The sequence below is a fragment of the Pseudomonas sp. MS01C9 genome, assembly GCF_058202755.1.
This window is the reverse complement of sequence record NZ_CM177073.1, coordinates 4,686,795-4,699,135: the sequence shown is the minus strand read 5'-3', so window position 1 is coordinate 4,699,135 and position 12,341 is coordinate 4,686,795. Positions and strand designations below refer to the sequence as shown.

Below are 12,341 nucleotides of genomic sequence, written 5' to 3'. Positions count from 1 at the left end.
ACGGGTGGTCCGTACCAGCCTCACCGCGAGCGTGATTGCGATGGAGTCGGTACTGACGACACTCAGCGCCCGCCTCCCAGCTCCACGAACGTCCCGGTCGCATACGAAGCCTTGTCCGACAGCAACCAGATGATCGCTTCCGCCACTTCGTCCGGACGACCGCCCCGGGCCATGGGAATGGCCGATTCCAGCTTGCTGACCCGGTCCGGGTCGCCGCTCAGGGCGTGGAAATCGGTATAGATATAACCGGGGCGAACCGCATTGACGCGGATCCCCTCGCCGGCCACTTCCTTGGACAGACCGATGGTGAACGTGTCCAGGGCGCCCTTGGAGGCGGCGTAGTCGACATATTCGTTGGGCGAACCCAGGCGGGCCGCCACCGAGGAGACATTCACGATACTCCCGCCCTGCCCGCCGTGCCGGGGCGACATGCGCAGCACCGCGTGCTTGGCGCAGAGAATCGGCCCCAGCACATTGGTCTTCATGATCTTGAGAAGGCGGAACTCGGACATTTCATCGAGCCGGGACTTGTGGGCCACCGTGCCGGCATTGTTCACCAGGGCCGTCACCCGCCCCAGTTCGGCGTCGACCCGGTTGAACAGGCCGACCACCTCGTCCTCGATACTGACATCGGCCCGCACGGCGATCGCCTGGGCGCCCTTGGCGCGGACCTGTTCGAGCACGTCCTGTGCGGCGTTCTCATCGGCCTGGTAGTTGATGCAGATCCGATACCCCTGCTCGGCAGCCAGCAGCGCCGTGGCCGCGCCGATACCGCGGCCACCACCGGTGATGACGATGACTTTATCCACTTTGCTCTCCCGTTCCCCGGATAGACGTCCGGCCCAAGAATAACGTTCAGGCACGCTTTTGCACAAAGCGCTCCGCTTAGCGGGCCAGCGCCCGCAGATCCAGGTGTCCGTCCAGCAGCGGCGGGCACCAGTAGTAGCCGCCGGTGATCGGCCGGCTCATGCGATACAGCCCATCGGTGATGCCGTCTTCCAGGCCGCTCATGCGGCGCAATTGCGCCTCGAAAGCGTCGAGGGAAAAGCCGAAGGCCAGGAACATCAGGCCGGCACGATCGCCTTCGATCCACGGCATGGAGCGACGCACGACGAACGCCTGCGGGGTGAAGCTTTCCTGGGCGGTGCGTTTGACGTGGGCCGACTCCGGCGCGTCATCGAGTTCCTCGTTGTCGCTCAGGCGGCGTCCCATGATGTTGTCACGCTCATGGGGCTGCATCGCGGCAAAACCGTCCAGATCATGCTGCCATTGCTGGATCGCGGCGAAACTGCCGCCGCGCACGCCATCGACGCCCTGGACCAGGGCCGCGGCAACGGCGGCTTCGTCATGGGGGTTCTCGGTGCCGTCTTCGTAGCCGGTCAGGTCATGGCCGCTCATGTGGCGGAAGGTTTCGTTCATCTGCACAAGGCGCAACGCCGGGGCCAGCGCCGCTTCGATGGCGCGACTGCGATGCAGCAATTCGCCGCGGTCTTCGCCGTGCAGCCAGCACCACAGGGCATGCTGGGTCGATGGGTTGTCCACGCCCACGCCGGCCAGGGCAGGAAACGCCCGCAAGCCTTCGACCTGCGCACCCAGCGCCTGGACCAGCGACTCGCCGAAGCCGATCACCGCGCGGCCATCCAGTTGCAGCGACAACCGATCGATCGCAGCCGGCAGCGCCTCGACCGATTCCAGGGCGAAGAACAAATGACGAGCCTGAGGCGGGACAGGGGTGGCGAGAATGCCGGGCTGGTAGTAGCTCATGTGGACTCCTTTAGAAAGACTGCGAGTTTACCCGGCGGCCGTGGGTTTGTGGTGGTTGCGTGGGCTCGCGGACGCGCCCTGGCGACACAGGTTTGCTGTAGGACCACTCTTGCAACTTCGTCGGATGGCTCGGATCTTCGCCTGGCAAGCAAGTCTCCGGTTGCCCGGCAGCCAAAAACTTCCTAGATTGACCGCCCCCCCAAAGTGCGTCACGCACCGGGCTGCCGTACGCAGAGCGGCTGAACCCTCGCCCCCATGGAGAACGGTCGAACATGCAAATGGCCAAATCGATACTCGCCGGCACTTTCCTGCTGATCGGCGCAGTCCCCCAGGGCTTTGCCCAGGAACGCCTCGAAGACACGGTCAATGCGGTTATCCAGCCCTTGATGAAACAGCAGGACATCGCCGGCATGGCGGTGGCGATCACCCAGGATGGCAAACGTCATTTCTTCAATTACGGGGTCGCCTCGAAGGACACGAAAGCGACGGTCACCGACCAGACCCTCTTCGAAATCGGCTCGGTCAGCAAGACCTTCACCGCGACCCTTGGCGCCTATGCCCAGGCCCGGGGCAAGCTGTCCCTGGCGGACCCGGCCGGGCGCCATGCCCCGGAGCTGCAAGGCAGCGCCCTGGAACATGCCAGCCTGCTCAACCTCGCGACCTACACACCCGGTGGGTTGCCATTGCAGTTTCCCGACGATGCAGACCGCCCGGACCGGATGTTCGGGTATTTCAAGACCTGGAAACAACTCTACCCGGCCGGTACCCAGCGGCTCTATTCGAACCCGAGCATCGGCCTGTTCGGCTATCTGGCGGCCCGCAGCCTGGGTCAGCCATTCGATGAGGCGATGGAGAAGGTGCTGATGCCGGCGCTGGGCCTCAAGCATGGTTATCTGCATGTACCCGCGCAACAGTCGGGCCGATACGCCCAGGGATATGCGAAGGATGGCAAGCCTGTCCGGGTCGGGCCCGGCGCGCTGGATTCCGAAGCGTATGGCGTGAAGATCAGTTCGTCGGACCTGATTCGTTTCGTCGAGGCCAACCTGCACCCGGAAAAACTCGGCGCCGATCTGCAGCAGGCCATCGGCACCACCCACACCGGTTTCTACCAGGTTGGAGGTATGACCCAGGGCCTGGGCTGGGAGTTCTACCCTTACCCGGTCAGCCTGGAGCAACTGCTGGCCGGCAATTCTCCCCAGATGGCCCTCACCCCGCAGAAGGCGACGTTGCTCCAACCGCCTCGCCCCGCACCGGACAATGCCTGGATCAACAAGACCGGTTCCACGGGAGGCTTTGGCGCCTACGTGGCGTTCGTACCGGGCAGGGACATGGGCATCGTGCTGCTGGCGAACAAGAATTATCCCATCGAGGAACGGGTGAAAGTCGCCCATAGGATCCTGACGGCACTGGACAGCCAATAACGAGGGCCACGAGTTACCTGTGTCGAGGGGATTTACCCCGCTGGGGCGCGCAGCGGCCCTGGAATTCTGGCAACCTGGTGTATCAAGCAGATCGGGGTGGCCGCTCGGCAGGGCTGCTGTGCAGCCCAGCGGGGATAAATCCCTTCGCCACAAGGGCGGTCGGCCTAGCGGAAAATCAGTCCTCCAGCGGCTTCGGCGCCTTCGTTGCCTTGGCCGGCTTGGTGGCTTTGGCATCCTTGGCCGGGGCGGCTTCGGTGACGGGAGGTGGAGCGGGAGGCGTGGCTTGCTTTTCGGTCGCGGGCAGCTTGTCGACGGTGTCGAAGATGTCTTTCAGCTCGATCGCCCCGGAATGTTCAAGCTTCTTTTCCCCATCCTTGCCCACCAGGATGACCTTGGTCTGGGCGCCGGCCCCCAACTTCAGAGAACGGATCAAGGCCATGGTGCTCTGCGGGTCCAGGTCCTTGCCGTCCCGCTGCCCTATTGTGTTGAGCACGGTGTAAAGCACCATGTTGCGCTCGGAAAAGCCTTGCTTGCCTGCCGGTTCCTCCAGGGCCTTTTTCAGGCTGACCCAGGTCGGGTCGACGGTGCTGGGAGCGATGACGATCAGCGGGCGGGTTTTGCCTGTCTCCGCCATCAGGGGCGAGTCGCCATCGGCGGCGAACAAAGGGCCGGCGAAGGCCAGCAAGGTAGCGAAGGTCAACGACCGAATGAGCATGCGCCTCTCCTTTTGATATTCACGCTGTACTGATTGCACAGGGCGGCGAATGTTCCGCGAGAGAGTCCCCCGATACTGCGCCTGTCTGCCTTGAAGCTTAGGCCAGCGGGTCCATTGCGCAACCGGGATACCAGAGCGATCTTGCCCACTGAAGTCGTGGGCCAGTCGGCGAAGATGCTGGATGTGCAGCGGCTTTCACGGTCGAGGCGCGCCCACCGAAAAGGGTCGAGGGTGCTGCGCCTGGGTCAGGTGGCGGATCAGAACGCCAGTTTGAACCCGATCATTGCCAGCATCACCGCCAGGCACGGGCGCAGCAGCTCGTCGGAAATGCGTCCCGACAGATGACTGCCAAGGTAGATGCCGGGCAACGAGCCAACCAGCAGGAAGCCCAGGATGTGCCAGTCCATGTTGCCCATGCTCGCATGGCCGAGGCCGGCGACGAGGGTCAGTGGCACGGCGTGGGCGATTTCGGTGCCCACCAGGCGCCTGGTCACCAGGAACGGGTAAAGCACGAACAAGGCAACGGTACCCAGGGCGCCGGCACCGATGGAGGTCAACGCGACCATCGTGCCCAGCACCACGCCGGTGACGACTGTCAGCAGGTTGAGTCGCGAGCCGGTGGGATTGTAATGGCCGCCCGCGCGGTCATGGGCGAATTGCAGCAGGCGCTTCTTGAACAGAATCGCCAGGGCCGTGGCGAACAGTACGAACCCAAGGGCCTGCTTGATGATCGCATTCATCGCATCGGGAGAACTGTGCAGGGTGCTGAGAAACCACAGGGTCAGGCCCACCGCTGGCACGCTGCCCAACGTCAGCCAGCCCGTGATGGCCCAATCGATGTTGCGGTTCCTGGCGTGAACCAGGACGCCGCCAGACTTGGTGATGGCCGCATAAAGCAGATCCGTCCCCACCGCAGTCGCAGGGTTGATACCAAACCACAGCAGGATGGGGGTCATCAGCGAACCGCCACCCACGCCGGTCATTCCGACGATGAAGCCGACCACCAGGCCCGCTACGACTAAACCGACATTACCGAAATCCATCAACCCGTCTCAGCGCAACCGCGTGAAAAATCTGGCCGCGAGCATAGCGATTTTTCTTATAACCCCCTATATCGATGTGATCTATCTTTATGCCTTTTCTACCTATTGAACCGGTAGGAAATTGAGGAACAGCAGGCTCTGGGCATAGTTGAGGCCGATACGCCGGTACCGCTCGTCCAGCATTTGGGTCAGCAAATCCAGGCGCGCGACGATTTTCCCGAACTCCACAGCGAAACTCAGGTTGCTGCCCTCCTCCGAGATCTCGTTGGAAAACAGCAACAATTTGCCATCTTTATCCTGCCGCTGGCTCAACAGCCAGGTGGCTTTTTCGATGTTGCGCGCCGCGTTGCTGACAAAGCGCGGGTCAATGGTGTCGGTCATGTAGAACTCGAGCCGATTGCCATGGGCCGTCACCAGCATGCTGCCGATGGCGTAGATGAAGGCGCCGACCCGGTCGCCGAGAAACTCGGGGCTCATGGCATAGCTCAAGGCCGCCAGGTCCTTCTTTCCACCCAGGGTCGGCAATGGCTGCTGTTGCTCGATGGCCATGCGCACCTGCTTTTCCGCGCTGCGTGCGTCAAGGAAGCCGGACTTGCGCAATTCTTCAGGGTTGCGCAGGTACAGCTTGTTCATCAGCAGATACAGACTTTGCAGGTTGTCATGCATTGCCAGCGTCGCCATGCGATCGACGCTGGTCTGCAGAAACTCCTGGGGCTTGGTGTTGCTGAACTGCGTGACCATGTCCTGCCCCTGCTGATGACTGCAACCGACATTGGACAACGCCAGCGCACCGACCAGAAGCGCCGGGCAGCAACGTCGCAAGACCATCAGTGGGCAAAAAACACCGGCCATCGAATCTCGATCTGGGCATGGGGAGGCGGTGGGGCTCGCCGCTTCCTGGCCATGGATAGAGCGGCAAAAATCATAAAAGTGCGGTGCCCGGCGAAATCAGCTCAGTACGAGGAAAGCTGCGCGCACCTAATTAGTCTTACTTTTTAATTGAAAAATCCTGGTTAATGGCTATAAATCCTCTCGCAGCACGCAAATAGAAAGACTACTGAACAGAAAAACCTTCAGCGCTGTCCGACCAGTAACGGACTCGACGCGTTCAAAACAACAACAAAACCACAGGAAGGTCTCACCATGCTTGAATCCAGACATTTGCTCACGGCCCTCGGAGTCGCTCTGATGATCGCCACCCCTGCTTCCCAGGCCGCAGGCCTGACCAATGAACACGGCCCGTTCGGCAAGACCGATGATGGCTCTCCGGTCGAGAAGTATGTGCTGCGCAACAGCCATGGCATGCAAGCCACCGTGATCACCTACGGCGCAATACTCCAGTCGCTGGTCGTACCGGACAAAAACGGCAAGGCCGCCGACGTGGTACTCGGTTTCGACGACGTCCAGGGTTATCAGAAAAACGGCAGCGTGTATTTCGGCGCCACCATCGGCCGCTTCGGCAACCGCCTGGCCGATGGCGCCTTCGAGCTGGACGGCAAGCGTTACCAGGTACCGCAGAACGACCATGGCAATTCCCTGCACGGCGGGCCGCAAGGCTTCGACAAACGAGTGTGGAAGGCCGTGCCCCATGACGGCAAGGATTCGGTGGGGGTGACCCTCACGTACCTGTCGGCCGATGGCGAGATGGGCTTCCCCGGCGCGCTGAAGACCGACGTCACCTACAGCCTCAACGAACAGAACGAACTGCGTATCGACTACCAGGCCACCACCGACAAGCCCACGGTGCTGAACCTGACCAACCACAGCTACTTCAACCTCGCCGGGGCCGGAAACGGCGACATCCTCAAACAGGTGGCGACACTCCACGCCAGCCATTACACGCCCGTGACCGGCAAGCTCATCCCTACCGGTGAAATGGCCCCCGTGGCAGGCACCCCGATGGACTTCACCAAGCCCATCGCCATCGGCACCCATATCAAGGCTGACCATCCACAGCTCAAGTTCGCCGAACCGAAACAGGGTGGCTTCGACTTCAACTGGGTCCTGGACGCCAAGGGTGATGTGAGCAAACCGGCCGCCGATGTCTACGACCCGCAATCGGGACGGCGCCTGCAGCTCTATACCACCGAGCCTGGCGTACAGTTCTACACCAGCAACTTCCTCGACGGCACGGTCAAGGGCAAGCAAGGCAAGACCTACCCGCATTGGGGCGCGTTTACCCTGGAAACCCAGCACTTCCCCGACTCGCCCAACCAGCCGAATTTCCCTTCGACACGGCTCGATCCGGGCCAGACCTACACCCAGACCATGGTGCTGAAGTTCTCCGCCAAGTAAGCCGCCCCCCGATCGCTCCCACATCCGCCGCCTGGCGTGTGGGGGCGAGTCTCGCTGCGAAAGGGAATGGCGCAGGCCTCCCGTCGATCCACCAGAACACTTGGTCTATCCTGCTGCCACACGTCTGATGTTCAAGCACATAGGAGACAGGCATGAAGACTCTGGAGTTGGCTGGCGTGTCGGTACCCGTCATCGGCCAAGGCACCTGGCGCATGGGAGAGGAGCCGTCCCAGCACAAGAAGGAGGTCGCGGCCCTGCGCCTGGGCATCGAGCTGGGCATGACCCTGATCGACACAGCGGAAATGTATGCCGAGGGTGGCGCCGAGACGGTGGTGGGCGAAGCGATCACCGGCCTGCGGGACCAGGTGTTCCTGGTGAGCAAGGTCTACCCACACAACGCCAGCCGCAAGGGGATCCCCCTCGCCTGCGAACGCAGCCTGCGGCGGCTCGACACCGACTACATCGACCTCTACCTGCTGCACTGGCGCGGCCAGTATCCACTGGAAGAGACCGTCGAGGCCTTCGAACGCCTGCGCGAGGAAGGCAAGATCGGCCGCTGGGGCGTATCGAACTTCGACGTCGCGGACCTTGAGGAACTGGCCTCCCCTGCCTGCGCCACCAATCAAGTGCTGTACAACCTGCAAGAACGCGGCATCGAATACGACCTGCTGCCCTGGTGCCAGCGATCATCCATGCCGATCATGGCGTACTGCCCGGTCGGCCAGGGCGGACGTCTGCTCAAGGACCACACCCTGGCGCAGATCGCCGAGCGTCATGGGGCAACCCCGGCCCAGGTTGCCCTGGCCTGGTTACTGCGCCAGGACAACGTCATCGCCATCCCCAAGGCCGTGCAATCGGAACACGTGCGCCTGAATGCCGAAGCGGCGAACCTGAGGCTCGAACCCCAGGACTTCGCCGCCCTCGACCTGATCTTTGCGCAACCCCGAGGCAAGCAACGGCTGGCGATGGTTTGAAGCCAGGCTCTGGACGCAATTTTCATTGATCCTCTTTCGAAGGAACATCACCGCACCTGTTCCTTTTCCTGACTGACCGGTGGATGCAAGATGACGTTAGCGTTGCTGCTCGCCCTGTTTCCCATCGCACTGTTGATCGCCCTGGGGGCCTGGCTCAGGCAATCGGGCTTCCTGGCCGACAGTTTCTGGCCGCAGGCCGAACGCCTGGGTTACTACGTCTTGTTGCCATCGCTGTTCGTCCATGGCCTTGCCACCGCTCAACTGAGCGAGGTGCCGGTACGCGAGATGTTCGTGGCGCTGGTGATGTCGACTGTCACGGTAGCGATGCTGCTGGCGGGTTCGCGGCGCCTGTTCCAAGGCACTGACGCGGCCTTTACCTCGGTGTTCCAGGGTGGCGTGCGCTTCAACAACTATGTCGGCGTCTCTGCGGCGGCAGGTTTGTTCGGCACCTCGGGCATTGCCTTGGCGGCGGTGGCGAATGCGGCGATCGTACCGACGGTGAATATCCTCTGCGTACTGATCTTCGCCCGTTTTGGCCCAGGCGGACGGCTACCGCTGAAGCGGGTGGCCAGGCAGTTGGCGACGAACCCGCTGATACTGGCGTGCGCGGCGGGCACCCTTCTGCAAGGCACCGGTACGGGGCTCCCGCCGGGAGCGGACGCCGTGCTCAAGGCGCTCGGCCAGGCCTCGCTGCCGCTGGGCCTGCTGTGTGTCGGGGCCGCCCTGGAACTGAAAACGGCCCGGGCCTGGCTCAAGCCCATCGGCATGTCCTCGTTCACCAAATTCATCATCATGCCGGCCGTGACCCTGATCGCGTGCCGCCTGGTTGGCCTGCAGGGCGACGCAGCGATTGCCGTGTTGCTGTTCCAGTCGCTGCCGACCGCCTCCTCGTCCTACATCATGGCCCGGCAAATGGGCGGTGATGCCCCATTGATGGCCGGCATCATCGCCGGCCAGACACTGATCGCCGCCCTTGCCCTGCCGGTCGCGGTGCTCACCCTTTCGCCCTGGGTGACAGGCAACGGCTGACTTCGCAACAGGTTTCATGACTCCCCTCCGAAATCCGGCGGCGCTGCTAGGCTGGACTTACCGGTACTCACAAAAACAATAGTCTGGGGAGAAATTCATGTTCACGACAGTCCGTCGATTCAGCCGTTGCATCTGCATTGCCGCAGCCCTTGGCGTCACCACGCTCGCCACACCGGCCCTTGCGCTGGACACCGTCAAGTTCATGGCCCCTGGCTCCGTGGGCGGGGGCTACGACCAGACCGCACGGATTCTCGGCAAGGCCCTGGTCGAGGCCAAAAGCGCCAAATCCGTCACCTTCGAAAACAAGGGGGGCGCCGGTGGCACCCTGGGCCTGGCGCAGTTCGCCAACGGCAGCAAGGGTGACCCCAACGCCCTGCTGGTGGTGGGCGCGATCATGGTCACGGCCGTGGAGCAGAACAAGCCCCAGATCACCCTCAAGGATGTGACCCCCATCGCCCGGCTGTTCACGGAGTACAACGTGCTTGCCGTCCGCCAGGACTCGCCCTACAAAAACCTCGCAGACCTGCTCAAGGACTTCAAGGCCAACCCTTCCAGCATCAAGTGGGGCGGCGGCTCCAAGGGCTCCATCGACCACATCGGCATCGCGGAACTGGCCGGCAAGATGGACGTCCCGGTCAACCAGGTGAACTACGTCGCCTACGCCGGTGGCGGCGAAGTGGTTGCCGCCACCTTGGGCGGACATATCACGGTGATCACCGGCGGGTACGCCGAGCTGGCCAAGTACGTGCAGTCCAAGCAGTTCCGCTTGCTGGCCATTGGCGCCCCCAACCGCGTCGAAGGCATCGATGCCCCCACCCTCAAGGAGAACGGCTATGACGTGGTCATCGGTAACTGGCGCGGTGTCTACGGCGCGGCAAACCTGACGCCGGCACAGCGCCAGGAAGTGACCGACGCGGTCATGGCCGCCACCCACAGCAATATCTGGCAGGAGAACATCAAGGCCAACGCCTGGACCCAGAGCATTCTGACCGGCGACGAATTCGGCAAATTCGTCGATGAGGAGCATGCCCGCCTGCGCGCCATGCTGGTCAAGGTCGGGCTGCTCTGACATGGCTCGTCCGAACGGGATTGTGCCGGCTCAACTGGCAATCGGCCTCGGCGTGATTGCCATTGGCTCGGTCCTGGCCATCGGCGCCTTGCGATTTCCCCCCGAAATGGGCTTCGTCATCCTCGGGGCCCACGTCTATCCCTGCGCCGTCGCCGCCTTCCTGGGCGGCGTGGGGGTGCTGCTGAGCTACCAGGCGATCACCGGGGGCTTTCGTGACCTGTCGACAGACAGCAAGGCCAGCGGTGCGCGGGTCGGCGCAAAGCCGGGAGCGGCCTGGGTGACCGCCGGCATCCTGGCCATCGCGCTGCTCATCGATGTCATCGGCTTCGTACTGGCCGCCGCCCTGCTGTTCGCCTGCGCCGCCCGTGGGTTCGGCAGCCGGCATCCCTTGCGCGACCTGGCCATCGGCATCGCCCTGACCTTGCCGATCTACTGGCTGTTCAACACCGGGCTGGGGGTCGCGCTGCCTCCCCTCGTCAATGCCTGGATCTGACCTGAGTCGAAGGAGATAACGCCGTGGATATTCTCTTGAGCCTGGCCTCGGGTTTCGCTTCGGCGCTGGACCCGGTCAACCTGGCATGGGGTTTCATCGGCTGCCTGCTGGGCACGGCCATCGGCGTGCTGCCAGGTATCGGACCGGCGCTGACGGTGGCCCTGCTGTTGCCGATTACCGCCAAGGTCGACCCTACCGGGGCCTTGATCATGTTCGCCGGGATCTACTACGGCGCCCAGTTCGGCGGCTCGACCACCTCCATCCTGCTCAATACCCCGGGGGAGTCGTCCTCCATGATCACCGCCCTGGAGGGCAACCTCATGGCCCGCAACGGGCGCGCGGGGCCCGCCCTGGCCACGGCCGCCATCGGCTCGTTCTTCGCCGGGACCGTCGCCACCGTGTTGCTGACCCTGTTCGCCCCCGTCGTGGCAACCCTGGCGCTGAGATTCGGGCCGGCGGAGTATTTCGCCATCCTGGTGCTGTCGTTCACCACGGTATCGGCGGTCCTGGGTGCGTCGATGCTGCGAGGTTTCGCGTCGCTGGGCATCGGCCTGACCATCGGCCTGATCGGCCTGGACTCGACCTCAGGCATCGCCCGCTACACCCTGGGCGTGCCCGAACTGGTCGATGGCATCGAAGTGGTCCTGGTGGCGGTTGGCCTGTTCGCCGTGGCCGAAGCCTTGTACAGCCTGCTCTATCAACAGGAAGAGTCCGCAGGGCGGCACCGCATGACATCGTTGTGGATGACCCGGGCCGACTGGAAACGCTCCGTCCCCGCCTGGATCAGGGGAACCCTGATCGGCTTTCCCTTTGGTTCCATCCCGGCCGGGGGCGCGGAAATCCCTACCTTCCTGTCCTATTCGGCGGAACGCAAGTTGAGCAAGCATCCGCAGGATTTCGCCGCCAGCAAGGGCCAGGGCGCCATCGAGGGCGTGGCCGGCCCCGAAGCGGCCAACAACGCCAGCGCCACGGGTTCGCTGGTTCCCCTGCTGACGCTGGGCATCCCCACCTCGGCCACCGCGGCGATATTGCTGGCAGCGTTCCAGAACTACAACCTGCAACCGGGCCCGATGCTGTTCCAGACGTCCGGTGAGCTGGTCTGGACGCTGGTGGCGTCGCTGTACATCGGCAACCTGATCCTGCTGGTGCTCAACCTTCCCCTGGTGGGGCTGTGGGTCAAGCTGTTGCAGATTCCCCGGCCTTATCTCAACGCGGGCATCCTGGTATTCGCCTCCATCGGCGTGTACGGCATGCGTCATTCCTCGTTCGACCTGCTGCTGATGCTGGCGATCGGTTGGGGCGGGGTGCTGATGCGGCGTTTCGATTTTCCCGTGGCGCCGGTCATCGTCGGCATGCTGCTGGGGCCGATGGCCGAGAAACAGCTGCGCAACGCGCTGTCCATCAGCCAGGGCGACTGGACGGTGTTCCTGACTCAACCCATTTCGGCCACCTTCCTTGCCCTGACCCTGTTGGTACTGGCGGTACCTCACTTGCTGCACATGCGCGGCATCCGCTTGCATGAGGACGACTGAGATGTC

General features: G+C 63.2%; 12 protein-coding genes. 7 read left to right on the top strand and 5 right to left on the bottom strand.

What is annotated here, in order from left to right:
* Positions 1 to 62: 62 nt before the first annotated feature.
* Positions 63 to 809, bottom strand: a complete 747-nt coding sequence (locus AC1M7R_RS21455; protein WP_072394219.1) for an SDR family oxidoreductase — start codon at positions 807 to 809, stop codon at positions 63 to 65.
* 76 nt (positions 810 to 885) lie between these two features.
* Positions 886 to 1,764: a Dyp-type peroxidase gene (locus AC1M7R_RS21450; RefSeq protein WP_072394216.1), complete on the bottom strand. Its 879-nt coding sequence runs from the start codon at positions 1,762 to 1,764 to the stop codon at positions 886 to 888.
* A 272-nt stretch (positions 1,765 to 2,036) separates the two neighbouring features.
* Here AC1M7R_RS21450 and ampC point away from each other — a divergent pair, with 272 nt between their 5' ends.
* A complete protein-coding gene (gene ampC / locus AC1M7R_RS21445) occupies positions 2,037 to 3,185 on the top strand; it encodes a class C beta-lactamase (RefSeq protein ID WP_083526333.1) in 1,149 nt (382 codons plus the stop codon).
* Positions 3,186 to 3,360: 175 nt separating this feature from the next.
* Here the strand turns inward: ampC and AC1M7R_RS21440 are convergent, their stop codons facing one another.
* The 3 genes from AC1M7R_RS21440 to AC1M7R_RS21430 all read right to left on the bottom strand — a co-directional run bounded on the left by AC1M7R_RS21440 (position 3,361) and on the right by AC1M7R_RS21430 (position 5,771).
* Positions 3,361 to 3,900: a DUF4174 domain-containing protein gene (locus AC1M7R_RS21440; protein WP_490609904.1), complete on the bottom strand. Its 540-nt coding sequence runs from the start codon at positions 3,898 to 3,900 to the stop codon at positions 3,361 to 3,363.
* Positions 3,901 to 4,157: 257 nt separating this feature from the next.
* Complete coding sequence (locus AC1M7R_RS21435) at positions 4,158 to 4,943, bottom strand: sulfite exporter TauE/SafE family protein (protein WP_072430421.1); 786 nt, start codon at positions 4,941 to 4,943, stop codon at positions 4,158 to 4,160.
* Between the two features lie 102 nt (positions 4,944 to 5,045).
* A complete protein-coding gene (locus AC1M7R_RS21430) occupies positions 5,046 to 5,771 on the bottom strand; it encodes a hypothetical protein (RefSeq protein ID WP_231991149.1) in 726 nt (241 codons plus the stop codon).
* Between the two features lie 315 nt (positions 5,772 to 6,086).
* Between AC1M7R_RS21430 and AC1M7R_RS21425 the strand changes: the two genes are divergently transcribed.
* The 6 genes from AC1M7R_RS21425 (at position 6,087) to AC1M7R_RS21400 (ending at position 12,335) form a co-directional block, all read left to right on the top strand.
* Positions 6,087 to 7,238 (top strand): aldose epimerase family protein, encoded by a 1,152-nt coding sequence (locus tag AC1M7R_RS21425; protein WP_072430419.1) that lies wholly within the window; start codon positions 6,087 to 6,089, stop codon positions 7,236 to 7,238.
* A gap of 152 nt (positions 7,239 to 7,390) precedes the next feature.
* Positions 7,391 to 8,212 (top strand): aldo/keto reductase, encoded by an 822-nt coding sequence (locus tag AC1M7R_RS21420; protein ID WP_072394200.1) that lies wholly within the window; start codon positions 7,391 to 7,393, stop codon positions 8,210 to 8,212.
* A gap of 90 nt (positions 8,213 to 8,302) precedes the next feature.
* On the top strand, positions 8,303 to 9,241 hold the full coding sequence (locus AC1M7R_RS21415) for an AEC family transporter (protein ID WP_490609903.1): 939 nt from the start codon (positions 8,303 to 8,305) through the stop codon (positions 9,239 to 9,241).
* A 97-nt stretch (positions 9,242 to 9,338) separates the two neighbouring features.
* The gene (locus tag AC1M7R_RS21410; RefSeq protein ID WP_072394194.1) at positions 9,339 to 10,310 is read left to right on the top strand and encodes a Bug family tripartite tricarboxylate transporter substrate binding protein; all 972 of its coding nucleotides are present in this window, start codon (positions 9,339 to 9,341) and stop codon (positions 10,308 to 10,310) included.
* A 1-nt stretch (position 10,311) separates the two neighbouring features.
* Complete coding sequence (locus AC1M7R_RS21405; protein ID WP_072394190.1) at positions 10,312 to 10,803, top strand: tripartite tricarboxylate transporter TctB family protein; 492 nt, start codon at positions 10,312 to 10,314, stop codon at positions 10,801 to 10,803.
* 23 nt (positions 10,804 to 10,826) lie between these two features.
* On the top strand, positions 10,827 to 12,335 hold the full coding sequence (locus AC1M7R_RS21400; protein ID WP_072394187.1) for a tripartite tricarboxylate transporter permease: 1,509 nt from the start codon (positions 10,827 to 10,829) through the stop codon (positions 12,333 to 12,335).
* The last annotated feature ends 6 nt before the right edge of the window (positions 12,336 to 12,341 follow it).

Coding starts and splice junctions, on each gene's coding strand:
- AC1M7R_RS21440 (WP_490609904.1), bottom strand. CDS start 3,900: ATGCTCATTCGGTCGTTGACCTTCGCTACCTTGCTGGCCTTCGCCGGC.
- ampC (WP_083526333.1), top strand. CDS start 2,037: ATGCAAATGGCCAAATCGATACTCGCCGGCACTTTCCTGCTGATCGGC.
- AC1M7R_RS21435 (WP_072430421.1), bottom strand. CDS start 4,943: ATGGATTTCGGTAATGTCGGTTTAGTCGTAGCGGGCCTGGTGGTCGGC.
- AC1M7R_RS21425 (WP_072430419.1), top strand. CDS start 6,087: ATGCTTGAATCCAGACATTTGCTCACGGCCCTCGGAGTCGCTCTGATG.
- AC1M7R_RS21405 (WP_072394190.1), top strand. CDS start 10,312: ATGGCTCGTCCGAACGGGATTGTGCCGGCTCAACTGGCAATCGGCCTC.
- AC1M7R_RS21415 (WP_490609903.1), top strand. CDS start 8,303: ATGACGTTAGCGTTGCTGCTCGCCCTGTTTCCCATCGCACTGTTGATC.
- AC1M7R_RS21420 (WP_072394200.1), top strand. CDS start 7,391: ATGAAGACTCTGGAGTTGGCTGGCGTGTCGGTACCCGTCATCGGCCAA.
- AC1M7R_RS21430 (WP_231991149.1), bottom strand. CDS start 5,771: ATGGTCTTGCGACGTTGCTGCCCGGCGCTTCTGGTCGGTGCGCTGGCG.
- AC1M7R_RS21410 (WP_072394194.1), top strand. CDS start 9,339: ATGTTCACGACAGTCCGTCGATTCAGCCGTTGCATCTGCATTGCCGCA.
- AC1M7R_RS21450 (WP_072394216.1), bottom strand. CDS start 1,764: ATGAGCTACTACCAGCCCGGCATTCTCGCCACCCCTGTCCCGCCTCAG.